The 23,994-nt window shown below is 69.9% G+C and carries 21 protein-coding genes and 1 pseudogene; 9 read left to right on the forward strand and 13 right to left on the reverse strand.

Going from position 1 to position 23,994, the window contains the following annotated elements; genetic code table 11:
• Positions 1-11: 11 nt before the first annotated feature.
• The 5 genes and pseudogenes from OHA19_RS45170 to OHA19_RS45190 all read left to right on the forward strand — a co-directional run bounded on the left by OHA19_RS45170 (position 12) and on the right by OHA19_RS45190 (position 9,116).
• On the forward strand, positions 12-1,364 hold the full coding sequence (locus OHA19_RS45170) for an IS1380 family transposase (protein WP_331734617.1): 1,353 nt from the start codon (positions 12-14) through the stop codon (positions 1,362-1,364).
• 1,056 nt (positions 1,365-2,420) lie between these two features.
• Positions 2,421-2,615 (forward strand): annotated as a pseudogene (locus tag OHA19_RS45175) (FKBP-type peptidyl-prolyl cis-trans isomerase); the annotation flags it as partial.
• A 298-nt stretch (positions 2,616-2,913) separates the two neighbouring features.
• Complete coding sequence (locus OHA19_RS45180; RefSeq protein WP_405723086.1) at positions 2,914-3,246, forward strand: CU044_2847 family protein; 333 nt, start codon at positions 2,914-2,916, stop codon at positions 3,244-3,246.
• 16 nt (positions 3,247-3,262) lie between these two features.
• Positions 3,263-7,513: a trypsin-like peptidase domain-containing protein gene (locus OHA19_RS45185; protein WP_331734621.1), complete on the forward strand. Its 4,251-nt coding sequence runs from the start codon at positions 3,263-3,265 to the stop codon at positions 7,511-7,513.
• Positions 7,514-7,739: 226 nt separating this feature from the next.
• Entirely contained in the window at positions 7,740-9,116 is a 1,377-nt protein-coding gene (locus OHA19_RS45190) for an IS1380 family transposase (protein ID WP_331734622.1), read from the forward strand.
• Positions 9,117-9,278: 162 nt separating this feature from the next.
• Here the strand turns inward: OHA19_RS45190 and OHA19_RS45195 are convergent, their stop codons facing one another.
• Positions 9,279-9,596, reverse strand: a complete 318-nt coding sequence (locus OHA19_RS45195) for a hypothetical protein (RefSeq protein ID WP_331734624.1) — start codon at positions 9,594-9,596, stop codon at positions 9,279-9,281.
• A gap of 12 nt (positions 9,597-9,608) precedes the next feature.
• Entirely contained in the window at positions 9,609-9,932 is a 324-nt protein-coding gene (locus OHA19_RS45200; protein ID WP_331734625.1) for a C40 family peptidase, read from the reverse strand.
• A 110-nt stretch (positions 9,933-10,042) separates the two neighbouring features.
• Between OHA19_RS45200 and OHA19_RS45205 the strand changes: the two genes are divergently transcribed.
• A complete protein-coding gene (locus OHA19_RS45205) occupies positions 10,043-10,363 on the forward strand; it encodes a hypothetical protein (protein ID WP_241196833.1) in 321 nt (106 codons plus the stop codon).
• A 117-nt stretch (positions 10,364-10,480) separates the two neighbouring features.
• On the opposite strand, the gene OHA19_RS45210 is transcribed toward OHA19_RS45205, so the two are convergent.
• The 9 genes from OHA19_RS45210 to OHA19_RS45250 form a co-directional block, all read right to left on the reverse strand.
• Positions 10,481-11,593 (reverse strand): bifunctional lytic transglycosylase/C40 family peptidase, encoded by a 1,113-nt coding sequence (locus OHA19_RS45210; RefSeq protein ID WP_331734628.1) that lies wholly within the window; start codon positions 11,591-11,593, stop codon positions 10,481-10,483.
• The gene (locus tag OHA19_RS45215; RefSeq protein ID WP_331734629.1) at positions 11,590-14,190 is read right to left on the reverse strand and encodes a hypothetical protein; all 2,601 of its coding nucleotides are present in this window, start codon (positions 14,188-14,190) and stop codon (positions 11,590-11,592) included. The genes OHA19_RS45210 and OHA19_RS45215 overlap by 4 nt, the downstream gene beginning before the upstream one ends.
• Complete coding sequence (locus OHA19_RS45220; protein WP_331734631.1) at positions 14,187-16,784, reverse strand: ATP-binding protein; 2,598 nt, start codon at positions 16,782-16,784, stop codon at positions 14,187-14,189. The genes OHA19_RS45215 and OHA19_RS45220 overlap by 4 nt, the downstream gene beginning before the upstream one ends.
• A gap of 6 nt (positions 16,785-16,790) precedes the next feature.
• On the reverse strand, positions 16,791-17,474 hold the full coding sequence (locus tag OHA19_RS45225) for a hypothetical protein (RefSeq protein ID WP_331734634.1): 684 nt from the start codon (positions 17,472-17,474) through the stop codon (positions 16,791-16,793).
• Complete coding sequence (locus OHA19_RS45230) at positions 17,471-17,623, reverse strand: hypothetical protein (RefSeq protein ID WP_331734636.1); 153 nt, start codon at positions 17,621-17,623, stop codon at positions 17,471-17,473. The genes OHA19_RS45225 and OHA19_RS45230 overlap by 4 nt, the downstream gene beginning before the upstream one ends.
• Positions 17,620-17,952 (reverse strand): hypothetical protein, encoded by a 333-nt coding sequence (locus tag OHA19_RS45235; RefSeq protein ID WP_405753550.1) that lies wholly within the window; start codon positions 17,950-17,952, stop codon positions 17,620-17,622. Before OHA19_RS45235 ends, OHA19_RS45230 begins: the two co-directional genes overlap by 4 nt.
• Positions 17,949-18,974, reverse strand: coding sequence for a conjugal transfer protein (locus OHA19_RS45240; protein ID WP_331734640.1), 1,026 nt, complete (start codon positions 18,972-18,974; stop codon positions 17,949-17,951). Before OHA19_RS45240 ends, OHA19_RS45235 begins: the two co-directional genes overlap by 4 nt.
• Positions 18,971-19,219, reverse strand: a complete 249-nt coding sequence (locus OHA19_RS45245) for a hypothetical protein (protein ID WP_331734642.1) — start codon at positions 19,217-19,219, stop codon at positions 18,971-18,973. Before OHA19_RS45245 ends, OHA19_RS45240 begins: the two co-directional genes overlap by 4 nt.
• Positions 19,220-19,335: 116 nt before the next feature.
• A complete protein-coding gene (locus tag OHA19_RS45250; protein WP_331734872.1) occupies positions 19,336-20,178 on the reverse strand; it encodes a hypothetical protein in 843 nt (280 codons plus the stop codon).
• Positions 20,179-20,705: 527 nt separating this feature from the next.
• Between OHA19_RS45250 and OHA19_RS45255 the strand changes: the two genes are divergently transcribed.
• Complete coding sequence (locus tag OHA19_RS45255; RefSeq protein ID WP_331734647.1) at positions 20,706-20,921, forward strand: hypothetical protein; 216 nt, start codon at positions 20,706-20,708, stop codon at positions 20,919-20,921.
• A 136-nt stretch (positions 20,922-21,057) separates the two neighbouring features.
• Here the strand turns inward: OHA19_RS45255 and OHA19_RS45260 are convergent, their stop codons facing one another.
• Together OHA19_RS45260 and OHA19_RS45265 are read right to left on the reverse strand one after the other, a co-directional pair.
• The gene (locus tag OHA19_RS45260) at positions 21,058-21,438 is read right to left on the reverse strand and encodes a DUF6415 family natural product biosynthesis protein (protein ID WP_331734649.1); all 381 of its coding nucleotides are present in this window, start codon (positions 21,436-21,438) and stop codon (positions 21,058-21,060) included.
• Entirely contained in the window at positions 21,435-21,902 is a 468-nt protein-coding gene (locus tag OHA19_RS45265; protein ID WP_331734653.1) for a hypothetical protein, read from the reverse strand. Before OHA19_RS45265 ends, OHA19_RS45260 begins: the two co-directional genes overlap by 4 nt.
• Before the next feature lie 162 nt (positions 21,903-22,064).
• On the opposite strand from OHA19_RS45265, the gene OHA19_RS45270 reads away from it, so the two are divergent.
• Both OHA19_RS45270 and OHA19_RS45275 read left to right on the forward strand, forming a co-directional pair.
• Positions 22,065-23,303: a hypothetical protein gene (locus OHA19_RS45270; RefSeq protein WP_331734878.1), complete on the forward strand. Its 1,239-nt coding sequence runs from the start codon at positions 22,065-22,067 to the stop codon at positions 23,301-23,303.
• Between the two features lie 14 nt (positions 23,304-23,317).
• Entirely contained in the window at positions 23,318-23,914 is a 597-nt protein-coding gene (locus OHA19_RS45275; RefSeq protein WP_331734659.1) for a GNAT family N-acetyltransferase, read from the forward strand.
• Positions 23,915-23,994: the final 80 nt, after the last annotated feature.

A 23,994-nucleotide genomic window follows, 5' to 3' on the forward strand; every position in this document is an offset into this window, starting at 1 on the left:
GCACTCTCCAGGTGAAGAAGCGTATCGGGTCCTACCCGCGTGTCCGCATCGAGGGCGGCGGCCGGGCGGTGGTCTCACAGGCCGGGGGCGTGCTGTTGATCGAGGCCGTTCGCAAGGCAGGCTTGGACACCGCGATATCAGCGGCGCTGACGCCGTGGATGAAGCCGCGGGCCGTCCATGATCCGGGGAAGATCCTGCTGGACGTCGCGCTGGCGGTGGCGCTGGGCGGGGACTGCCTCGCCGATGTCGGCATGCTGCGGGCCGAGCCGGCCGTGTTCGGGCCGGTCGCCTCCGCCCCGACGGTCTCACGCCTGATCGATACCCTCGCCTCTTCCGGCGACCGAGTTCTGCAGGCCATCCGGACTGCGCGGGCCGAAGCACGCGAACGAGTCTGGCGGTTGGCCGACCGGGAAGCGCCCGATGCGAGCGGGACGGTGACCGTCGATCTCGACGGGGTGCTGGTGATCGCACACTCCGACAAGGAGGACGCGGCCCCGACCTGGAAGCGGACCTACGGCCACCACCCACTGATGGGGTTCGTCGACCACGGACCGGGCGGCACCGGAGAGCCGGTGGCGGCCCTGCTCAGGCCCGGCAACGCGGGCTCGAACACGGCCACCGACCACATCACCACCGCCCAACTGGCCTTGGCCCAGCTACCGAAGAAGTACCGGCGCGGACGTCAGACCCTGATCCGCACGGTCGTCGCCTGGCTCGCCCAGCGGGGACGGTGGCTGTCCTACTCGGTCGGCATGGTGATCACCGAAGCGATCCACCAGCATGTGCTGCAGGTTCCCGCATCGGCCTGGACGCCGGCCACCGAGGCGGACGGCGAGATCCGCGACGGCGCCTGGGTAGCAGAACTCACCGGCGATGTCCTGGACGGCTGGCCCAAGGGCATGCGGCTGATTGTCAGGAAGGAACGACCGCACCCCGGTGCCCAGTTGAGGATCACGGATGCGGACGGCATGCGGTTGACGTGCTTCGCCACCAACACCTCGGGCCGGCCGATCGCCGAGCTTGAGCTCCGTCACCGGCTGCGAGCGAGGGCCGAGGACCGCATCCGGGCCGCCCGGGCCACCGGCCTGCGCAACCTGCCCCTGCACCGCACCGCCCAGAACCGCATCTGGCTGGAGATCGTGCAGCTCGCACTCGACCTGCTGGCCTGGATGCCCATGCTCGCGCTGACCGGCAAGGCCAGACTCTGGGCACCCCGCCGACTACGGCTCCGCCTGTTCAGCGCGGCCGGACAACTGGTCACCACCAGCCGCCGGCGAATCCTCCGCCTGGCCCGGCACTGGCCCTGGACCAGCCACATCACCGCAGCCCTCGACCAGCTCACACTCCTGCCAAACCCCGGCTGACCAGCAACTTACCCGCCCCTACGACAGCAGCCCGACACCGGAGTAGTGGAACCCGGCGCTGCCCCGAGACGACACTCGGGCCCTCAACCTGCCCACGGCACGAAAACGGTCCACCGACTCCGTCGGCGGACCGTCATGAAACTTCGAGGCTAGGCCGCTAGACGACGCATGGCCGGGCGCAGCGTATCCATACTCCGCCCGACGACGCTTCTCCTTATTGCAGGTGGTGCTCCATTCACCCACCAGCACACCACGGCGCGGCACCGGGTGCTGGAGGCGCTGGGCGAGGCCGGCGACCTGTGCACCACGCGGAGGGGGACGTCATGGTCTGCACGCTCGGTGCCGGTCACTACGACCTGGACGACAAGTTGCCCTTCAGGGGTGGAGAGCCCGGTGGCTGGCACAAGGCCGGCGCGTCGATCTGGAACGACTTCGGGCGACCTGCCCTCCGCACACGGCCATCTGAAGAACCACAGGAATTCATTTCTCGGGGAGGTAAGGAAATGTCGGCGATTCCGCTCAAGGAGCACCAGGTCGACCAGAAGTCGAGCTTTCGTAACTGGGTCGGATTCCCTGCTTCGCCGACACCCGCGGCTCCCAGGTGGAGATCGTGCAGAACATCGGCCGGGCGCTTGAGTGCCGCTCAAGGACTGTGTCGTCACCACCGCCTTGGGCATCTGGTCGACGTGTCTTGCCGCCTCGACCTTGGTCCGCGCCGTCCTCCTCGCGCAACTGCGCCGTGCGGAGCTCCGCTTCGGCGGCCTGCTCCTCCGCCTGGGCGGAGTCGCGGCGGGCGGTGGCGGCCTCCGCCGACTCAGCGCCAGGGACTCGTTATCCGCCCAGCGCGGGCACCCGTAGGCAGGGCCCTGCCCACCGAGCTGACTGCCCGCGGGCGCTGCCAGCTCGAGATGGCCAGCGCCGCGGTTCGCCGCGTCGAGCAAGACATGCTGGCCAATCTGGATGCCAACGAACAAGATCAGATGCGGCGCCTGCTCACTACCTGCATCGCCTCACTGACCGAACCGCCCGCATCGGCGACGTAACTGCTCCGGCATTTACAACTTTGCCGTGTCCCTGGGCCGTGGAGTGAGGGAAATGAGGGTCGGCGGCCGACGTCAGATCATTGACCCTCCGCGCCTCGGTTGCGGCAAGCAGTCCCCCGCTGCCTCCGTTCCGGCGAACTCGACGCTCATCTTCGTCGTGGACCTGCTCTCGGTCGCGGGTGGCCCTCCGGAGCGATGCCTGGCTTGACCAGCTCCGGCCTGAGCATGTCCGGCGCGCTGGACGACAGACCGTCAAAGGGGCCCCGACCCGACGAGCCGGACGAACGGTCGAGCGCTGCATCGACGAGCTCGAGCAGTGGCACGGCCCTGCCGGCCGCTACGACAGGACCGCGACCATCCACCTGACAGCACTCCCCTGCCTTCTTCTCAACTAGGGACCCAAAGTCGCCAGTTGGCGCTCTTTGGCCTTGACCCCCCGTTCCCGTTGCTGTCAGCTCATGTCATACGAACGGCCGGCGAGGACAGGGGGGCACACAATGGCCGAGGTGACGGTGCAGGTCCCGACGGGGCGCCCGGGCGAGGAGCCGATCCTGGTGCGAATCAGGGAGCCGGAAAATGCGGTCACCCGGGTCGGACGGGGTGCACGCGCCGCAGTTCAGGCGTCGCGCACCCTCGACCAGATGCTGGACGCGGTGCGCCCCGTGGCGGAGAGCTTCGTGTCCCGGTTCACCCAGATGGACAACCCACCGGACGACATCGGCCTGGAGTTCGGCATCTCGCTCACAGCGGGAGCCGATGTCGTCATCGCGACGACGGGGACCGAGGCAAACTTCACGGTAACCCTGAGCTGGTCCGGTACTTCGCGCCGGTCCGGCTGAAGGGAAGCACCGCGCCATGGCCAAACGGTCCCACTCCCAGGACGAGATCGCCGAGGAATCGCTCACGGCGGCCACGGTTCGGATCACTGGTCCGGCCGGCGTTGCGGGGGTCGGCGTACTCATAGCCCCACAACTGGTGCTGACCTGCGCCCACGTCGTGACCGACGCAGCCGGGCTGGCACGCGGGCATGCCGAGCGGCCACAGACCACGCTAGCCGTCCGCCTGCTGCACACCCCTGGGCACACGGAGACCGTCACAGCGCGGATAAGCCACTGGGTGCCCGAGCATCCGGACGGCCGCGGCGACCTCGCGGTGCTCCAGCTCTCAGGTGTCCTGGCCCGTGCACGGCCGGTCATCATGGCCGATCCGCGCTCGACCTTCGCTCACCGGGCCGTTGTCTTCGGACTGCCGGACAACATGGCGGAAGGAGGCTGGCACACTGCCGTGCTGCGCGGCCACACCGGCATCGGCTGGCTGCAGATGTCCCCGGACGGCGCGTCGGATCCGATCCGTCCAGGCTTCAGCGGCGCGGCCGTGTGGGACAAGGTGGCGGGAGGCGTGGTGGGTATCGTCACTGCGACCGCCGCCAAGGCGCATGGCCAGAGCTTCTGCATCCCCACACGCACCGTCACCGAACAGATCCCCGCACTCGCCGGGCTGCTGGCTCCGAGGTCCCCCTTCCCCGGTCTGCACGCATTCACCGAACACGACAGCCGGCACTTCTTCGGCAGGGACGCCGATGTCGCGGCAGTTCTCGAGCTGCTTGGGGCACACGGCGGGCCGACACGCTGCGTCACTCTGGTCGGGCCCTCCGGGTCCGGCAAGTCCTCCGTGCTCATGGCTGGTGTGATGCCGCGCCTCAAGGAACAGGGCGTCGAGGTCGTCCTGCTCCGCGCCACGTCCGGGCAACGGCTCCCCGCCCGGACCTCACCGGCTGACTCCGGGCAGCAGCGTGTGGTCGTGGCCGTCGACCAGGCCGAAGGCCTGCTCACCCTGCCGGACGATGAACTGCACGAGACGGTCTGCCTTCTCCTGGAAGCCGCAGCGCACCCCGGCACAAGGGTGCTCACGGTGGTTCGCTCCGATTTCCAGGACGCGATGCTCAGCCATCCGGAGCTCGGCCGACTCGTCGGCGGGGCCCCGGCCCACCAGCTGGGGCCCATGACAGCGCAACAACTCGCCGACGCGGTCGCGCGGCCGCTGGACGGAGTACCCAGCGTCGAATACAGCGCCGGCCTGGCGGCGCGGATCGTCAAGGACTCGGTGGGGCAGCCCGGGGCGTTGCCGCTGCTCGGGTTCCTTCTGGAGTCGCTGTGGGACCAGCGCCATGGCGGACGTCTTGGGTTCGACACGTACGAACGCCTGGGCGGCGTCGGCCGTGCGCTCGGCGAGCGCGCGGACACCGCCTGGCATGACGCACAGGGAGAAGCTCCCTCACCGGCCGCGGAGAGTCTGTTGCGTGCGCTGGTACGGATCCCGCCCGGGACGAAGACGGCACTGCGAGCGCGGCTGCTCCGCCGCGATGCGGGCGAGGAGCGGTGGGCCATCGCCCGCACGCTGGCGGAGTCGCGCATTCTCGTACTCGGCGTGGACGAGACGGGGCACGAGACAGTAGAGCTGGCGCACGAGGCACTCATCGAACAGTGGCGTCCTCTGGCCCAGGCGCTCAGGGAGGACCGCGCCTTCCTGGAATGGCTCGGCACCCTCCGCTTCGACAGGCAGCGCTGGCAGGAGGAGGGCAGGCCCGATGGCCATCTTCTGGAGGACCCTGCCCTGGGCCTGGCCGAAAAGCGGCTCGCGGAGCGCGGTGACGAGCTCACGGCGGACGACCACACCTTCATCTGGTGCAGTGCGGAACTGCACGACCGCAGACGCCAGGAGGCTGAGCGGAACGCGACCCGCGCCCGTCGGGTGCGGCAACTCACCGCGATCGTCGCCGTCGTCTCCTCACTGGCACTGATCGTGGGGTCGTTCCTGTATCTCGCCATGGTCGCAGAGCAGCGACGACTCACCTCGGACCGCCTTGCGCAGCAGGCTACCGCGCTGGACAGCGTGTCCCTCACGGCCTCGTCACTGTTCGCCGTCGCGGCCTTCAACACCGAGGACCGGCAGACGGCCCGCTCAGCGCTGATGGCCCAGTACCTGCGGATGAAGGACGTCGAGAACGTCGTGATGGAAGGCCGGTCCGACGTCGAGGACATCTCCTTGACCGGATCCGGTGAGCAGTTGTACGCCCTGCTCGACAACGGCGACGTCACCCAGCTCGACCTGCGCAGGGCCGACGTCGAACGGCCCCAGCCGTGGCAGCGGACGGGCACGGACGACAACGCGCGCTTCGCCGTCTCAGCGAACGGCCGTGTCATGGCGCGCTCGACCGACTGGGGTGTCATCTCCCTGGGTATACGCACCCCCGAAGGAATGTTCGACCCCAAGGCAAAAGTGCGACACGTCCCGCTGCGAGAGGGAGACGACGTGGAGACGAATCCGCGCCCCGCGAGCGACCTCCGGTTCGACCTCGGCGGGGATCGGGTCCTCGCAACGATTCGCCGGGAGGGAGTGCTGGTGTGGCGTACCGACGACGGCAGTCGCGTCGGCCGGACGCTCACCCCGCCGAAGGGCTGGGACGCGGTCGAGGCGTGGTTCGGGACGGACGACACGGTGGTGGCCCGCATCGTCCCCGCTGGCGCGCGCCGGGACGACGCGTCAGGCCGCTTGCTGGCCTGGGACAGGGCGACAGGCGAACCGAACCGCCCCTGGGGCGAGCGGGCAGCCGCTTCCGCGACCGTGAGCGGTGACGGGCAGACCCTGGTGACCTGCACCGCGCAGGGCACTCTCGAAGTGTGGCGACTCGGCCGTCAACCGCGCCGCACACGCACCTACAACACCACGGCGGTGCAGGTCTGCCCGCTCTACGTTCCGCGGCTCGACGCAACGGGCCGCTATCTCGTCAAACCCGTGGGCCGGATGGGCGGCGACCTCGGCCGTATGCGGTTTCTCGTCGTCGACCTGGAAAAAGGATGGCCGGGCACCTTCGACGTACCCTCCACAGCATTCGAAGACGTCAGCGTCACCGGCGGAAACGCCTTTCCGGCGGTGGCCCTCTCCGGTCCTCCGAACGGCCTGCGGGCCGCCATCGCGGTCGGCGGCAGCATTGTCACCGTGCGCGTCCGTCCCCCGGACTCCTTCGACTCCAACGTTCTACTCGGCGGCTTCCGCACCGCGGACGGGGAACACGAGCGCCTCGCAGTGGTCGATGCCAAGGGCGATTCTCTGCAGATGTGGGACCTGAAGACCCGCAAGCTGATGGGATTCGCCAAGTCGCCCAAACCCCTGGCCCGCTTCTACACCGCCTTCAGCCCTGACGGGTCCCGCGCCCTCACCGTCACCGCGGACCAGCGGAGCATTCTGGTCTGGCGGCTGACCAAAGGCGCATCCGGGTCCGGCACCACGCACACTCTGTCCTTAGAACACGAGTTAGACCTGCCGTCCCCGCCCGGTCTCACCGCCCAGGGGCCCGACCCGCTGACCGGGCTCACTCCGTCCTGGATCAACACCACGTTCGCCGACGACAAGCACGCCGTGATCTCGGGACTCTCCTACATATCCCGCTGGAATCTCGAGACGGGCGAGAAGGACGGCCTGATCTACCAGCCGTCGGAGCAGGAAGAGCGGGCACTGGCCAATGCGGCGGCAGGTACCTGGGGCGGTGCCCTGCCAGGCTCCCACAAGGCGGTTGTGCGGACCCTCGAGGGCGTCGGCACATGGGACTTCGAAACGGGCGAGTACACCCGGTGGATCAAACGGAACGAGCACGACGAAACCATCCGCAGTCTTCTCGTCTCTCCTGACGGCAAGCGGCTCGTCGTGCACTACGCCAGCGGAACCGTCCGCCTCTGGGACATCGGGCGCAAGAATTGGGAGGGCACTCTCACCGACGACGGCGTCTACATGCTGGGCCGCATCCTGGATGAGAAGGGCAACATCGTTCACACCACCACCCGAGCCGGCGAGCAAGTGGTCTGGAACACCAAAGACAAGAAAATACTGTATCGCTACTGGGTGCACTACGGCGCGACGCTCTCGCCGGACTCCACAGGCGAGCGGATCACCGCAGTCGAGGGCTCCCGCTCCTTCACAGTTCCACTCGACGCCGACAAATCGATCGAGCGGCTCTGCGCACTCGCCCAGCGGGGGCCGACCAAGCCCGAAAGAGCACGGGCCGGCGACACCGACGAAATGAACGACGCGTGCCGGTCCAGTGGGTGATGCCCCCGGGCTCGGGTGATGTCGAGCATGGTGCGGCCCACCGGGTGTCGTATACCGGTTCCGCCGATCAGACAGGTGACCTTCCTGCCCGGCCTGCCGTTTAACCTCGCGCTTTCACGAGGTGGGCTGTCCAAGAGTTGATCAGAAACACGGAAAGTGCCCTTGACCTGCAACGATAGGACTTGCTGACGGTCCTGTTGGCTGCAAGGAAAAGAGCACTTCCCAGGTGAGAGAGCCTATCTCGTCGTTCCCACGTGTCCGTGTCCAGGGAGACGGTCGGCAGGTGGTCTCGCAGGCCGGTGCGGTCCTGCTGCTGGAGACGGTCCGCAAGACGGGCCTTGACCAGGCGATATCCGCAGCTCTCGCTCCGTGGCGCAAACCGCGGGCCGTCCACGATCCCGGCAAGATCCTCCTGGACGTCACCATGGCGGTCGCACTGGGCGGGGACTGCCTCGCGGACGTCGCCATGCTGCGGTGTGAGCCGGCCGTCTTCGGCCCGGTCGCCTCCGACCCGACCGTCTCCCGCCTGATCGACACCCTCGCCGCATCCGGCGAGAAAGCCCTGCAGGCCGTCCGGTCGGCACGCTCCGAAGTCCGTCATCGTGCCTGGTTGTTGGCCGGCGAGAACGCCCCGGACGCCGACGGTCAGGTCACCGTCGACCTCGACGGCGTCCTCGTGATCGCCCACTCGGACAAGCAGGACGCGGCCGCGACCTGGAAGAAGACCTATGGCCATCACCCGCTGACGGCTTTCGTCGACCACGGACCGGGCGGAACCGGAGAGCCCGTCGCCACCCTCCTCAGACCGGGAAACGCGGGCTCCAACACCGCCGCCGACCACATCACCACCGCCCAACTCGCCCTGGCCCAACTGCCCAAGCGATACCGGCGCGGGCGGCAGACGCTGATCCGCACGGACTCCGCCGGCGGCACCCACGGCTTCGTGTCCTGGCTCGCGAAGCGGGGCCGATGGCTGTCCTACTCGGTCGGCATGACGGTCACCGAAGCGATCCACGAACACGTGCTGAAGGTCCCCGCCTCGGCCTGGACCCCGGCCGTCGAGGCTGACGGTGAGGCCCGTGACGGGGCCTGGGTCGCCGAGCTCACCGGCAAGCTCCTGGAGGGCTGGCCCAAGGGCATGCGGCTCATCGTCCGCAAGGAACGGCCTCATCCTGGCGCCCAGTTGAGGATCACGGACGCGGACGGTATGCGGATCACGTGCTTCGCGACTAACACCACCGGCCGGCCGATCGCCGGGCTCGAACTGCGTCACCGGCTCCGGGCACGGGCCGAGGACCGGATCCGGGCCGCCCGGGCCACCGGCCTGCGCAACCTGCCCCTGCACGACACTGCCCAGAACCGGGTCTGGCTGGAGATCGTCCAGATTGCGCTCGACCTGCTGGCCTGGATGCCCATGCTCGCTCTGACCGGCCGGGCGAGGCTCTGGGAACCGCGTCGCTTGCGGTTCCGCCTGCTCTCCGCAGCCGGCCAGCTCGTCACCACCGGCCGGCGCAGGATTCTCCGCCTCGCCCGGCACTGGCCCTGGACCTGCGAGATCACCGCCGCCCTTGAACGGCTCGCGCTCCTGCCCGACCCCGGCTGACCAGCAACTCTCAACCGTCTCGATGACAGGATCACCCGCCCCGGGCAGTGGAACCGGCGCCCACCCGACGCGACAGCCGGGCCACCGACCTGCCCGGCATCAGCCCCGGAAAGCAAAAGGGTCCACCGACTCCGGCGGCGGACCCTCAAGAAAGATCGAGGCCTACGGATACAACCAACTGGTCAGGGTCGACGTGATCATGCCTCGCGCGAAGGTCAGATCAGTTATGACGAGCACAGAGAGCGCGACGGACAGCCACAGCAGAGGCTTGAGGATCAGCCACTCAAGCAGGTGTCCCCACCAGGGCTTCCACAACGCTTGTGCCAGTGCCTCAGCGCACTTGGGGCACGTTGGCTTCTTGGCTTTGGTTGCCCGCCATGAACTTGTAGCCCCACAGTGCAGCCCCTTTTTGCGGCGCCAGGAAACGTGCAGCAAGTCGTCATCGGAGGACCGGCTGATGGCGTAGATCTTTTCGAGCACTTTTAGCCCCTTTCACAGCACTCGGCGTACGTCCCAGTCGTACCGCTCCCACCAGGACGCTGAGGTGGTCTCGACGGATTTACCGGGCCGGGGTGCGTGGATCATGGTGTCGTTGCCAGCGTAGAGGCCGACGTGTCCCCAGTTCCCGTCGTTGTTGATGACGATGAGGTCGCCGGGCCGGATCTGTGAGCGCGGGACTCGGGTGCCGGAGTGCCGCATCTGCTGGGAGGTGCGGGGGAGCGTGATGTGGGCGCCTTGGTAGAAGGCGTAGAGCATCAGGCCCGAGCAGTCGTAGCCGCCCTTGGTGGGGCCCTTGGTGCTGCCGCCTCCCCACACATAAGGGGTGCCGCGCTGTGCCAGGGCTGCGTTGATGACGGCGCCGACCCGGCCGGTCGCTGTACCAGCTGCTGGAGTAACTCGACAGAGGGTTGCTACGTTTCAGCGGTATGAGAAGCGCTGTGATTGTGGTGACAGTCGGCGTCGCCGCCGGCGTCTGCCTGATTTTGGTGGATCGTGCTTTGCTGTGGGCAGAGCGCCGTGGGTGGATCTACTACCGCAAGACAAAGGGGCGTACTTCCGCGTTGGTAGAGGGGTTCTCTCCAGCCGCGCAGGCGGTGAAGCGGGCGATGGAGCAGGAGAGGTTCCGTAAGAACGTCCGGGTCGGAGAGGGGACGCCACTTGGTGTTGACCTGGACAAGGGCGTCGTACGGGTCCGTCGCTCGGAACCTGGTCGGCAAGAATCTGCCAACTCGAATGAGATCGAGTGAGAATACGCCTGCTTGAGTGCGACAGGACGCGCTTACGTCCAGGTGGGCCGCGACGTACGACAAGTTGATGACAGAACACTGGGATTACGACATCTCTAGTGGGAACCTACAGCGGTGTCAGAGCACGCGGCGTACGTCCCAGTCGTACCGCTCCCAGTACCCGGCCGTCGAAGTGGTCTCGACGGTCTTCCCGGGCCGGGGGGCGTGGATCATGGTGTTGTTGCCGGCGTAGAGGCCGACGTGTCCCCAGTTCCCGTCGTTGTTGATGACGATGAGGTCGCCGGGTTGGATCTGAGAGCGGGGGACTCGGGTGCCGGAGTGCCGCATCTGCTGGGAGGTGCGGGGGAGCGTGATCCGGGCGCCTTGGTAGAAGGCGTAGAGCATCAGGCCCGAGCAGTCGTAGCCGCCCTTGGTCGGGCCCGTGGTGCTGCCGCCGCCCCACACGTAGGGGGTGCCGCGCTGCGCCATCGCGGCGTTGACGACGGCGCCGGCCCGGCCGGTCGCCGTACCGCCTGTGCTGTCTCCGGTGGCGGGCAGGCGGTCGTACTCGGCGACGTGCCCGGTGACGTCGTCCACGTAGGCGTCGGAGTGGTTGTAGCGGTAGACCGCTTTGCGCAGCTGGTCGGTTCGGGACAGGTCGGTGGTCCCGGTGCCGCACAGGTACACGGCTGTCCCGAGGGCTGCGTCGAACGCGTTGTGGGGGTCTTTCGCGCCGTCGTTGTTTCCGTCCTGGCCGCTGGGGCCGTTCCAGGTGGAGGGCAGGAACTGCATGGGGCCCACGGCCCGGTCGTATGCGGTGTCGCCGTCGAGCCGGCCGTGGTCGGTGTCGGAGAAGGCGCTGGTGTTCCCTCCGGCTCCGGAGCCGTTGAGCCGGACACCGAGGATCCGCGGGCTGATGTCGCCGCTGGGCGTGATGCTGTGTCCGGCGGCGTGGTTGGACTCGATCTTTCCGATTCCGGCGATGACGGACCACCGCATGCCCTTGCACTTCGGCCTCAGCGTGCGGACGTTCGAGGCGGCGCGGGTGTAGACGGACAGCATCACCGGACTGATGCCGGCCACCGCCCCCGGCGCCGTCCCGGAGGCGGCCGGTGGGGACGCGGTCTCTTCCTCGTGTCCGGCAGCCCCGTTCGCGACGGCGGCGATGAACAGCACCAGGACACCGACGACGCCCACGGCCGCGGCCAGCACGGGGGAGGCGATCAGCACCGTCTTCCGCAGGCCGCTCACGGGCGACCGCCAGGGCGGGGCGCGGCCCGCGGCCTGCGCACAGGGGCGAGGGGGGCGGGCGCTGGCGCGGCCGGGGCGCTGTTCCCGGTGTTCCTCTGCTGGCGCATGCGGTGCAGGCGCTGCTGGAGCATGGCCTGAGCCGCGCTGGAGGGCGGTTGGGCGACGCGCGGCGGAGCAAGGCGCCGCCGGACCGCCGGCGCAGGCTGGGGTGCAGGGGCAGGGGGTGGGCCGGCTGGGCGGGGTGCCGGTGCCCGGCGAGGACCGGGTGCGGTGGGCCTGGGCGGCGGGGTGTAGGGGCCGAGTCCGGGGCGGCCCCGGACGATCCGGCCGAGGGAGCGCACGTTGTGGCGGTACTCCCCGGCGAACTGCTGGGCGGGCTGGACGTAGCTCTGGTTGAAACTCTGGGCGTTCTGCTGGAGGTTCTGAACGGCGCTGCTGATCCGGCCGGCGGCCTGGCCGGGCAGGGCCGTTGCGGCGGCGCCGACCCTGCGGGCCGCGCGCGGCCCGTACACCGGCAGTCCGACGGTGGCCTTGAGGCCGAACACCCCGGCCTTCGCGGTGCCTTTGGCGCCCGCTTCGATGGTGCGGCCGGTGAGCTGTGTCAGTCCTGCCACGGCGCGGCCTCCGCCCTGGGCGAGCCGGCCGCCGAGGCGTGTGGCGAGCCGGCTGGTGCCGATGCGTCCGGCGCCGCCGAGTGCGGCACTGGTTCCTCCGGTGGCGACGGCCGCGCCGAGCATGAGCCCGCCGAGCAGCAGGCCCTTGCCGAGTCCACCGCGCCGCGGAGGACTGGCGGGGGTAGGGGAGGCGGCGCCGCCCAGGGGTGAGTTGCCGAGGCGGTGACGGGCGTGTGCCACTGCTCCGCGGGTGGAGCGGGCGAGTTTCTTGCGGTAGATGAACGCGGCGACGCAGACGCAGTCCAGGAGGACGAACCGGACGGTGAGACCGCCCGGCAGGTCGCTTTCCGGTGTGTTCAGGACGGCGTTGACGACGACGATGAAGACGGACAGGGAGGCGATGGAGGCGAGCATCAGGGCGAGGCCGCGGGCGATGGCCGCGGCCCGGTCCCACAGCCAGGCGCGGCCGGGGCCGGGCAGGATCCCGGCGGCGAGGGCCACCTTCGCGATCATCGCCTCGATGGCGATCTGCAGCTGGGCGAAGAGGAATGCAGCGTCCAGGACGATGACGAACGCGCAGGTGAGGAACGCGGCCAGGAGCATGAAGATGGCGCCGCCGACCTTGTCCATCGAGGCCTTCTTCAGCGCCCCTGCGTTCGGGACACATGCCTTCTCGAACGCCGCGATGGGGCCCGCTGTGTGGACCTGTTCCAGCATCTGGGCAGAGGAGACGTCGATGGTGGTGTCGACCATCCAGTTCTTGACGTTGTCGGGCAGCCCGATCCCGAACGGCAGGTCCTTGAGGAAGGACTTGCCTTTCTCCATCGTGGAGTCGACGAGCTGGTCGAACACGGCCTGCTGGATCCGCGAGTCGCGGAACCTCTTCCCGCAGCTGCCCTCGAAGGTCCGCCCGTAGGACAGGAGCATGGCCGGCCGGGCGACGAACGCGTCCACGAGGGCATCGGTGATGGGCCGGGCCAGCGCACTCGGCGACGAACGGACCTGCGCCCCCACGGTCGACCCGGAAGGCTTCTTCTCCCACTCGCTCTCGGTGGTCGGCCGGTTCGAGTCGATGGCCTCTCTGTCCAGGACCAGGGCGGCGGTCTCGACGGCCAGGGCCCGCACCGTGCCCACGACCCCGGTGTCGGTGCTGAGCAGGAGCTGCGGAGGCGAGGCGAGAGCACCCAGTGCGAGCGCGGAGACGACCAGCGCCGCCACCATCTCGCCCCAGCCGCGGACCCGGTTCCCGAACAGCAGATGCCACGACGCGACGACCATCGTGAAGGTGAGGAACAGCGCCGGCAGACCCATCTGCACGACGACCCCGCCGTACAGCGACGTCGAGACCTGCAGCGCCGGCTTGAGCATCAGCCCGGCCAGGGAGAAGGCCAGGCTCCAGGTCAGGAGGAAGCAGGCGAAGCTGACGATCCACTTGTTCCCCATGAACGCCATCTCGACGAGGAACCCCTCCACGCTCAGGTCCCAGTCGTTCCAGTCCCCGGTGTCGGAGTAGATGCGATACGAACTGACGGGATTCCCGTCCCGGTCGGTCACATTGAACGCGGACAGCACCCCGCCCTGTGCGGCCCGGTCCCTCTTGTACTTCGCCACGAGCTTCTCGAACTCGGCGCGGGCCGCCTTCTCCTTCTTCGCCGCCTCCTTGTTCGCGTCCCGGATCAGCGGGGAGTCATCCGGCCTGCCCGAGGTACCCGGGTCGGGCACCATCGGGCTCGGGTCGAGAGGGTTGTCCGGGCCGGGCAGCGTCGGGCCCACCGAAGGCGTCGGCGACGGCGTGGGGGCCGCGCTGGCCGTCACGGTCGCCAGCACCAGCGACGTCAGGCACGACAGCGCCAGCAGCGCCAGGCCCACGGCCATGGACCGCCCGGGACGCAGCCACCGCTTGATCCCCTGCAGCACCCGTATGCCCCGGTCCCGGGTGCGTGCTGTCGGTGTTCCCGCCGGTGCGGCGGCCCGCCTGGTCATGCCGCTGCGCTCTGCATGGGCTGGGAGTGGATGTGAGCGACGGCCTGTTCGTCGGCGGGCAGCGTGACCTGCATGGCACCGATCCGCCCGGTCAGATCGCGGTGCAGGCACTCGCCGGCCCGCGCCGCGCGTTCCTCGTCGCTGAGCTCGGGACTGTTGGGCGACAGCCCGGTCGTGACCAGGGCGATGAGGTCTTCGTCGTCCGGATTGCAGCCGAGGAAGCGCAGGGCCCGGCGGGCGAGGTTGGTGTCCGTGTGCCGGAACACGAACTTGCGGGGGATCAGACCGCGCAGGATCTGCCCGTTCTCGTTGTCGGCCGGGCCGATGTCGTCCTCGTCATGCCCACCGAAGAGCGCACCGGCATTGTGCTTGCGCCCGTCCTTGACCAGCTCCAGCGCCAGGGCCAGGCCCTCCGGACTGGAGGTCAGCCACCAGCACTCGTCCCACACCACCAGAGCGAACTCGTCCAGGTCCGCGTAGGCGACCTTCCGGGACAGGGCAGCGATCAGGTACATCACCGCACGCCCGAAGATCTTCTCGAACTCCATCTTGTCCAGCCGGTCCCCACCGCCTCGCAGCTCGCTCTTGGTGGGCAGCGCGAGCGAGGACACCGAGAAGACCAGGGTGTCGGCCGACGAGCCGCGGACCACGGGCAGCGACTCGTCGAAAATGGCACGGGCCAGGTCCTTGCGCCTCACCGCCGACAGACGGCGGGCAGCCATCGCCGAATGCGTATCACCGGACGCACCACGGTTGGTGAGCTCCTCGACCAGGACCCGCATCGACGGGTGGGGATCGGCCAGCACCGCCTCGACCGCCTCCGACAGAGCGATGCCCTCATCACTCATCGGCGCCAACCCCAGCAGCAGCGTCAAGAACGACTCGGTGAAGCGCTGCGCCTCCCGCCCGGTGAACGTGCGCAGCGGATCGAGCGAGACAGCGGCCTGGTCGTCGATCGTGATGCACTCGGTCTCACCCGGGCACGCCTGCGCGTAGCGGAGCCACTCCTGACGCGGGGTCCGGTCCACGATCACGGCCCGGCCGCGCCGCGTACCGCCCCGCACCCGCCGGCCCGCGGCGAGCACGGAGTAGACGGCCGACTTCATCGCGGTCGTCTTGCCCGCACCGAGCTCCCCGAGGAATGCGGCGGTTGCCGAGGTGTTCTCCCGCGGGCCGCGCGTCCAGTCCGTCAGTACCGGACGGACCCCGCCGCCGGCCAGCTGCAGCCCGAACAACGGCCCCGTGGCGTCGCCGAGTCCGCTGCCGGTGAACGGGCCGGCCATCGCGAAGTCCCGTGCCACCAGGTACTGCGCGTACTGGGCCATGACCTGCGGGGTGCGGGTACCGGGCAGCATCCCGTGCCAGAGATTTTCCTGTTCGCCGCGCGGCCGGGCGAAGGTGTACTCGTTGCCGGCGAAGTGCCCGGCGAGCTCCCCGGCCCGCCGCTCGGCCTCCTCCGGCGTGCCGCCCCACACGCACAGGGCGGTCATGGCACGGACCTCGACCTCTGTGCTGGAGGCGGTCAGCCGCTCGCGGTACTCGTCCAGGCTCCCCACCGCCTTGTCGACGCTGGCCGGGACACCCGCAGTCTCACCGTCGTACTCGGCGTACTGGTTGGCGAGCTCACGCGCCTGACGCCGAGTCTTCGCCTCCGCCTCGGTGCCGGAAGAGACACTCAGGCGCACCACCCAGTCCACCGGGAACGAGAACGCATCCAGCGACGACAGATACTCAGACCCCGGGAACGCGAACGCCTCGGGCATCTCGGAAAGGGCGAGCATCACCTGATACGAGGGCCCCCACTCCGTGGTCACCTCCAGCCACCGCCGCGCAAAGGGATTCGCCCGCCCCGCCTTCCGCCGCCCCGCCTGTTGTGCGGTCCGGCCGGAGCCGGCAGCGCCGCCGCCCAAAGCCTGCTCGTCGAGCAGGTTGCCGCCCTCGGCGAGCACCACCTGACCCAGCGCCGCCGCACCCCGCCCCCTGCCCCGCATCCGAGGACCCGCCCCGTCCGGCAGCATTGGTTCGAGGACACCGCGACGGGCACTGTGCCCGTAGATCCACAAGACCTCAGCAGTCGTCGCCGGACGCAGAGCAATGGCCGACGGCCACACCGACGCCACCCGCTGCGCCTGGGCCAGGCGCTCGTCCTCCTCACGCGCCGACACCGGCCGCGGCAGCAGCCCCAGCTGCAGGGCAACATCCGCACGCGCCGCCGCGAAGACCTCCCGCGCCGACTCCCCGCGCGTCATCGGCAGCGGCACCGCCAGCCAGTCCGTACGCCCCGCCAGATCCAGCTGCTCCAGCTGCCCCCGCAACACACCGGTGGCCTGCCGGTACCGGGGAGAGGCCACCAGGTCGACGCCCTCGGCCATCTTCGCGACCACACTCGCCGGGTCGACAGCCGGACACAGACTCAGCAGCATCGACTCACCCCTGAGCGCCTTGACCAAAGCCTCCAACTGCTTCAGCCGCTGCTCCTTCGCCCGCCGCGACGTGTGAGCGGCATCCGCTCCCGCCACCCGGTAGACCGCCCAGACCTGACCGTGCACGGTCCACATCACGTTCCCGGCCACATGCCGGATCGGCATCCGCATCGCGGATCACTCCCCTCGCTGCGCCACGGGCGCATCACTCGCGCTGAACTGGTTTTCGCGGCGCCGGGCGGCGAGCAACGCCGCCGCGACCGGCGCTGGCCGCCGGCCAGCCGCTCCACGGATTACGCCGACGTCCTCCTGGGCGACGGCCACAGGGACGGCTCTTGCCGTGGTGCTGCGGCCGACGCCCATCGCACGGGAGGCCGCAGCCTGTGACCGAGCCGGACGGAGCACGGGACGGCCCGCGCTCCCGCTACCTGCTCCGGGCTGCGATGCGGCCCAGGTGACGCTGCACACCCCGATCAAAGCCCGGTGACTGCCCAGCGCCCTGAGCGGACGCCCGCCCAACCGCCCCCCGGACGGCCTCGTCACCAGTGAGGCGGAGCTCGCGGCCACGGCCAGCGGATTACGGCCGTCGACCCGGATGTGGCGCACCAGCAGCGACAACCCGTAGGGCCCACCGAGCGCGATCGCGTAGTTGAACAGCCCGAAATACGCCCACAGCCCTCGCGTCAGCACCAGGCCCGCGAGCGAGACGGCCAAGACCACGATCTGCGGCACCGTGTACGGGCCACCCCAGATCCGTCCCCGCCCACCGGGCCACTTCCCGATCATCAAAGGGTGACGGCGCGCCCGGGTGTAGCACCGGCCGACCAGCACCTCCGGCGACGACTCCGCAGCGCCGCTCATCGCAGCTCACCGAACATCTGCCACACCGTCGCCGCGCTGACGAACACAGCTCCCGAAGCGACCAGCAGCGAACGGATCTTGGCCCACACGTACGACACGGCGAACCGAACGAACAGCACCGCCACACACCCGGCCAGGAATCCGTTCATCGCCGGTCACCGGGCACCGGCTCGATGACCCGGACCACCGAGTAACCGGCACCCGCGCTCTTGGCGGTGCCGCTGTCCGGCGCGATGTCCTCGCCCACACTGTCGCGGAACACCGCCGCGTTCATCACCGCGAACCACAGCGCGACTCCGCCGACGAGCGCGACGCCGGCGGACACCACCGACTTCGTCTTGGCCCAGGCAGCCACCACTGCCGCGACCACCATGAGCGACATCACCGAACCGACCAGCAGGTCGTTGATCTTCTGGCTGAGCTGGTTGACGTCGTCGATCGCCCCGGCCAGCACCGTTACATCCACTACGTCCATCACTGGGTGCTCTCCTTCGTCTCGGCCCTGGCCGGCTCGTTGCTCAGCACGGGGGCGCCTTCCACGGATGCGATCTCCCAGCGCCCGTCCCGCGCCGTGATCGTGATTGCGTACGTCAGCGGCCGCTTCTGACCGCCGGGATCGGACGCGGTGATGTCGACGAGGAGCTGCCTGCGCGCCCCGTCCGACTGCGGAGGGGCGCTGCCCGGGTCGTTCGTGCCGACCTCGGCGAGCCGGTCCACCGCGACCTGCGTGTACGGCGCGGGCGACACCGCCGCCAGGGCCGTACCGGGGGACAGGTAGCGGTCCAGCTCACCACTGCCGGCGAGATAGGCGGCGAAGAAGCCCGTGAGCGTCTGCCCAGCCGGATCGGTACTGCGGACCGGGACCGACTGCCCATACGCCAGCACCGGGGCCTCACCGGACAGCGGCGCGCCCACTTCGGCCGGCAGAGCCGCAGCCGCCAGAGCGCCCCCTGTACCGGTCCTGACCGGGACCTGGAAATACCGCAGCACCGACCCGGCCCCGGCCCCGACCCGGTCCGGCTCCGGCTTCTTCTTCCCGTCCGCAGGACCGACCGGGGTCACCCGGGCGGCCACGGTCACCGACCAGTAGCCGGGGGACACGGGACGCACCCGCACCGCCGCGACCTCCTGCGCCCGCTGCACGCCCGGATCGGCAGTCAGGCTCACGTCGCGGGCATTGGGCAGGAACGGAGCCAGGGACTCCTCGGTGCCTTCCCCGGCCGTCAGGTATGCGCTCACGAACAGCTCCGCGAGCCCGCCCGGCCCCGCCGCCGACTGCCCGGCCGCTGGCTGCTCTTGACGCACCGGGGCTGCAGGCGCCGTGACGGCGGGCTGGGACACCAGCGCCCACCCCGCCAGCACCGGCCCGGCCACCAGCAAGGCCCAGGCCGTGCGGCGGAGCACCGTCACTGTGTTCGCGGCAGCGCCCAGGGAGCCCAGCGACCAACCGCCCGCCTCGCCCGGCAGCACGTCCTCCGTGTGCTCCTTGCGGCGCTTCACGGCTGCTCCTGCCACATCCGGGCAGCCAGCCGGTCCCGCGCCGCCTTCGGCAACGCCGCCCAGCGGGCGAACGCCGCCTGCGCCGGTCCCGCGTCCTCATCGAGATAAGCGCGCATGGACGCCGCCGTCCGGTCCGCGAACGGCGCCATCTCCAGCTGCACCACCAGATCCCGCAGCCGCTGACGTGCCTGCATCAGCAGCTCGAAGTCCGTACCGTCCTCTGTCGCGGGCACCTGATCCGCCATGGCCTGCTCACCCCTTCCAAGCCCTGGTGCGGCAGCTGTTCCGCCACACACCCGGACCAAGGAGCCCCCACGCCCCAGACGTGACAGCCGGAGCCGAGAAATCTGAGAAATCGTCATCACGCGGCCTGCACCCACTGGTCAGCGATCGGCCGCAGCTGCCGTACGGTCCGGCTGCGGCGCTGCCGCCACGTCACCGCGGACACCCCGGCCCGCTCCGCGTTCTCCCGCGCCCCGGCCCGGGACTCGTCCGCGATCACCCGGGCCCGCACCACGTCGAGCAGGCCGGCGGCCACGGCCCACGCCAGCAGTTCGACCAGCTCGCCCCGCGCACCGTCCGGGACCTCCCCGGCCCGCAGCAGACCGGCCTCGGCGGCCTGCCGCCGAAGGACCGTCCGCCAGACGGTCTCTGTCGTATCGTCCGCCGCCGGCTCGCCGGGTACGGCCGCGGACTCGAGGACGGGGTGCCACGGCACCGCGTCCGTCTCCGTGTCCGCCTGCAGCTCACGGCTCGCCAGATGCAGCGTCTCCAGGAGAAGGTTCGCCGCGACCCCGCTCGTCCGATGCAGCGGATACCGCCGCACCACCTGATACAGGCACGCGACGACGACCTGCCCCGTCTCGTCGAAATCCCGGCCCGCCCGCAGCAGCCGCTGCGTCATCCGCACCGCACCCGGCAGCATCGCCTGCACCACCACCCGCGCAGCCACCTGCGCCTTGGCCCCCTCACCGGCCGCACGCTCCAGAAGCACCCGCATCCACCGGTCACTGTGCACACGACCCTGCGCCCGGTCCCGGCACTCCAGCTCCGCCAGGAGCTCCGACAGACCGCGCGCCCGCTCGTCCCCGAAAAGCACCCCGCCCTCCCGCAGCCAGCCGAGCACCATTTCGGCGCGCCCGGCTTCGGCGCAGACCAGCGCCCATTCGGCATCCAGCGACTCAAAGATTCGTGGTCCAGTCACGACAGCTCCCCGTTCAGGTGATGCCGTGAACTCTGCTCAGCGCCCCTGACCCGACCGCTGACCCAAACCCCCGAATGCGCAGGTCAGAAGGATGCCCAAATGCTGACCCATGGTGTATCGCGCGCGCCTGCGCTGACCCGCGGCCGTAACAGCGGAGTTGGGCCCGTCAGTCGGGGGTTGCGCGCCTTGCCTGTCACTGCCGCACTCTGCTGCCCGGCACCACGGACCAGCCGCGCCGCTGACCCAATTGCTGACCCCCATCACAAAGTTGCAGGTCAGAGCCCCGTGACTGGGCGCCTTTCCACGGCATAGTTGGGCCCGCCCACCGGGCTTGCGCCACTTACACCCGGCTCGGTCATCGTGCTGCCACCACCCCGCGACGCCGCCGTCAAGCACTCGCGAATCCGCTGCAACCGCCCTGAGAACGGGGCCGGATCGGATTTTCGCGAGAACTGGATCGACCGGCCGTCAGCGCGGACTGTTGCCACCGCGCTCACCCGGAGCGCACCCACTCAAGGAGAGATTCCGTGTCCTCGCTCGCCCTGCTGATCCTGCTCGCCGTGGTCCTCGCCCTGGTCCTGGCCGTCGTCATCGTCCTGACGATGGGCTGCCTCGCCTACGTCACCCACCGCCACCCGTCCCTCACACAGCCGTTGACGGTCGCCATCAGCGGCGCCGGCCTCCTGATCGCCTGCGTCGCGGTCGCCGTCGCTGCCGTGGCCGCCGTCCTGATCACCCGATGATGCCGCGCACCGCCCGTTCCCGGGCCGGTCCGGCGGCCACCGGGCACCCGCTCCGGGCCCCGCCACAGAGCTGCACCAGCGGCCGGACCGGTCCGGCGGGCGGCGGGTCAGCAATCGGGTCAGCGCCTCGCAGACGTCAGGAGGACACCGGCCGCGCCTTGTCGAGCTGGTCCAGCGCCCGGTACAGCGCCCGCACCAGCCGGGCCCGCTGCTGCGCGTGCGCGAGGGTGGTCTGGGAGGTCACTGACAGGCGGCGCTCTGCTTCCTGGAGGACCTGCTCGGCCACCGGCCGCAGCTTGCTGTTCTTGGGCAGGGCCTCGACGTGCCGGCTGACTTCGGCGGCGACGATTCGGGCGTGCCCAGTGAGGAGCAGAGCGATCTGCGCGCAGTCGCCCGCCCGCAGACCGCTCGCGTCCTTCCTCGCCAGCATCGCATCGACCAGCGCCATCATGGGCGCGCGATCGAGCGGCAGCTCCTCGGCCAGGAGCGCCTCAGGGTCGTACAGCACCGCGCTCATGACCGTGGCTCCTCCGGTTCCAGGCCCGTGACCAAGTTGGTCGGGTCGGTGGCGATGACGAACAGCCCGCGGTCCAGCAGCCAGGACCGTTGCGTGTTCCAGTCGTGCCAGCGGTAGGCGATGTGCGCGAACGCGGGGACGACGATCCCGGCGACCCGGCTGCCGTCCACCGCTGCGCGGATCCGTGCCCAGCCCGGCCGCAGCTCCGTGTCCTGGTCGAGCGGCCCGGTGTCGGTCACCGCGCAGCCGGCCGGAACGGCCCAGCCCTGCGCCTGCGCGTGTGCGGCCAGGGGCGCCGTCACCAGGTGCTCCGTGCCCGGCACCGGGACCACGGCATACAGCGCCACCGCGGTCACCGGCGCGACAGGGGCCCCGCCCACCGCCGGGGCACGAAGGGCTGAGATCTTCCTGCGCACCCGGACAGGTAAGGGCCGGGCGGTGGTGTGGCGGGACGAGTTCGGCATGGGGCCTCTCCGGGACGGTTTGTCGGCGTACTCCCAGATAACCGCGACTCGTTCGGGTGGGCTCAGGCCAGAAAGCGGGCATCTCCAGAACAGGGACCGGACAGTTTTACCAAGCGGCAGGACTACCGTCTGTGCCGCGACCGGAAACCTGCGGGGGAACCGATGGACAGACAGCGCAACACTCAACTCGAAGCCGCCATGGCCGAGTACGGCTTCACGCACCAGGGCCTGGCCGACGAGATCAATCGCATCACCGGCCGGATCTTCGGAGAGGCCCACCCCCGCAAGTGCACCGACCGCCACGTCAGACGCTGGGTCAGCGGCGAGGTCCGATGGCCCTGGACCCGCTACCTTCACGCCCTGGAACAGCTCTTCGACCGCCCGGCGCAAGCACTCGGCTTCCTCCCAAGAGGCAGGAACAGCGCGAACCTTCCGGCCCCGCCGCGGTCTCCCGCACCGACGAAGGAGGCGCCCGTGCGCCGCCGCCGCTTCATCACCGCGACCGCCGCCACGACCGTCGCCCTTGCCCTCAACATCGACGAAACCCCCGTCAACGGCCGTCTGTCGATGAGCGACGTCGAGCGCGCCCGCGGGCGGATCGACCGCCTCGACGCCCACTTCAGCGCCATCGGAGGCGAACCCCTCCTGACCGTCGCCACCGCCTACCTCGGCCGCCTGACCACCGCGGCCGACCGCTGCACCTACGGGCCCCGCGTCGAGCAGGCACTCCACACCGCGATCGCATCACTGTGCAGCTCGGCCGGGTGGGCCGCCGACGACGCCGGAGACCTGGACGCCGCGCACCAGTGGCGCACCACCGCACTGCAAAGGGCCATCCTCGGAGCCAACCACCGCGCCCAGGCCCGCGCCTGGTCCGACCTCGCCATCCACGCCTGCCGCGGCGGCCACCACCGCGAAGCCCTACGCATCAGCCAGACCGCCCTCACCAGCCGCGAAGCCCGCCAGGACCCCCGCTACGCCGCCCTGCTCCAATCCCGCCTGGCCATCAGCCACGCCCACGTCGGCGACCGCCCGGCCGCCGCCCGCGCCCTGCTCGCCGCCCAAGCCGCACATGATCGGATCGACCCCGCCGAGCCCGCACCGCGTTGGCTGAACTTCCTCACGGCCGCAGAGATCAGCGGTCTCACCGCCATCACCCACCAGGCAATGGGACACCTCGCCGACGCCGAGACCGCCACCACCCAGGCACTCACCCTCCTCGAACCCGGCCTGCGCCGCAGCCACGCCTACTACAGCGTCCAGCTCGCCGAACTCCAACTCGCCCAGGGAAACACCACCGACGCCCGGACCACCGCAGCCGCCATCGACACCACACACGTCGGCAGCCGCGCCATCACCGGCCGACTCGCCACCGTCCACCACACCCTCACCGCCGCATAGGAGAACCACCCGAAGTGACCACCGCCATAGAACTCCGCCACTACACCACCCACCACCGCACCACCCAGCTGCACACGCTCCTGCTGGACGTCTACGCCGAGGTGTACGCGAAAGAAGCGCAGACCGACCCGTTCTGCGCCGTCGACCAGTTCGCCAAAGGACTCAACAGCTGGATGACCCATCCCGGCTGGACCTGCATCGTCGGATACGACCACGGACAGCCCGTCGGCTACGCCTACGGAGCTCCGCTGCATCCCGCCAGCCCCTGGTGGGGCGGACTCCTCACCGACGTACCCGCCGGGACCATCACCGAGACCGGCACACGCACCTACGCACTCAGCGAGCTGATGGTCCGCACCCCCTGGCGCAAGACCGGCACCGCCCGCCGGCTCCACGACGAGCTGCTCGCCGCCCGACCCGAGCAACGCGCCACGCTCCTGGTCCTGAAGGACCATCCCAAGGTCCGGGCACTGTACGAATCATGGGGCTGGCAGACACTGGGCGACCTACGCCCACGCATCCCGCACGCGCCACTCTTCCACTCCATGCTGCTGGACCTTCCACCAGACCACGGCCCCGTCGTCGCCACCGTTCCGACCGTAAAGGCCTAGCGGGTCTGCCGGTTGCTCAACAGGTTGCGTAACGGGTTGCGTAACGGGTTGCCTAACAGGTTGCGCAACGGGTTGCCTAA

Source organism: Streptomyces sp. NBC_00012, assembly GCF_045040875.1.
Taxonomy (GTDB): domain Bacteria; phylum Actinomycetota; class Actinomycetes; order Streptomycetales; family Streptomycetaceae; genus Streptomyces.

Coding starts and splice junctions, on each gene's coding strand:
- OHA19_RS45205 (WP_241196833.1), top strand. CDS start 10,043: ATGAGAAGCGCTGTGATTGTGGTGACAGTCGGCGTCGCCGCCGGCGTC.
- OHA19_RS45185 (WP_331734621.1), top strand. CDS start 3,263: ATGGCCAAACGGTCCCACTCCCAGGACGAGATCGCCGAGGAATCGCTC.
- OHA19_RS45225 (WP_331734634.1), bottom strand. CDS start 17,474: ATGAGCGGCGCTGCGGAGTCGTCGCCGGAGGTGCTGGTCGGCCGGTGC.
- OHA19_RS45230 (WP_331734636.1), bottom strand. CDS start 17,623: ATGAACGGATTCCTGGCCGGGTGTGTGGCGGTGCTGTTCGTTCGGTTC.
- OHA19_RS45265 (WP_331734653.1), bottom strand. CDS start 21,902: ATGCCGAACTCGTCCCGCCACACCACCGCCCGGCCCTTACCTGTCCGG.
- OHA19_RS45260 (WP_331734649.1), bottom strand. CDS start 21,438: ATGAGCGCGGTGCTGTACGACCCTGAGGCGCTCCTGGCCGAGGAGCTG.
- OHA19_RS45220 (WP_331734631.1), bottom strand. CDS start 16,784: ATGCGGATGCCGATCCGGCATGTGGCCGGGAACGTGATGTGGACCGTG.
- OHA19_RS45215 (WP_331734629.1), bottom strand. CDS start 14,190: ATGACCAGGCGGGCCGCCGCACCGGCGGGAACACCGACAGCACGCACC.
- OHA19_RS45270 (WP_331734878.1), top strand. CDS start 22,065: ATGGACAGACAGCGCAACACTCAACTCGAAGCCGCCATGGCCGAGTAC.
- OHA19_RS45245 (WP_331734642.1), bottom strand. CDS start 19,219: ATGGCGGATCAGGTGCCCGCGACAGAGGACGGTACGGACTTCGAGCTG.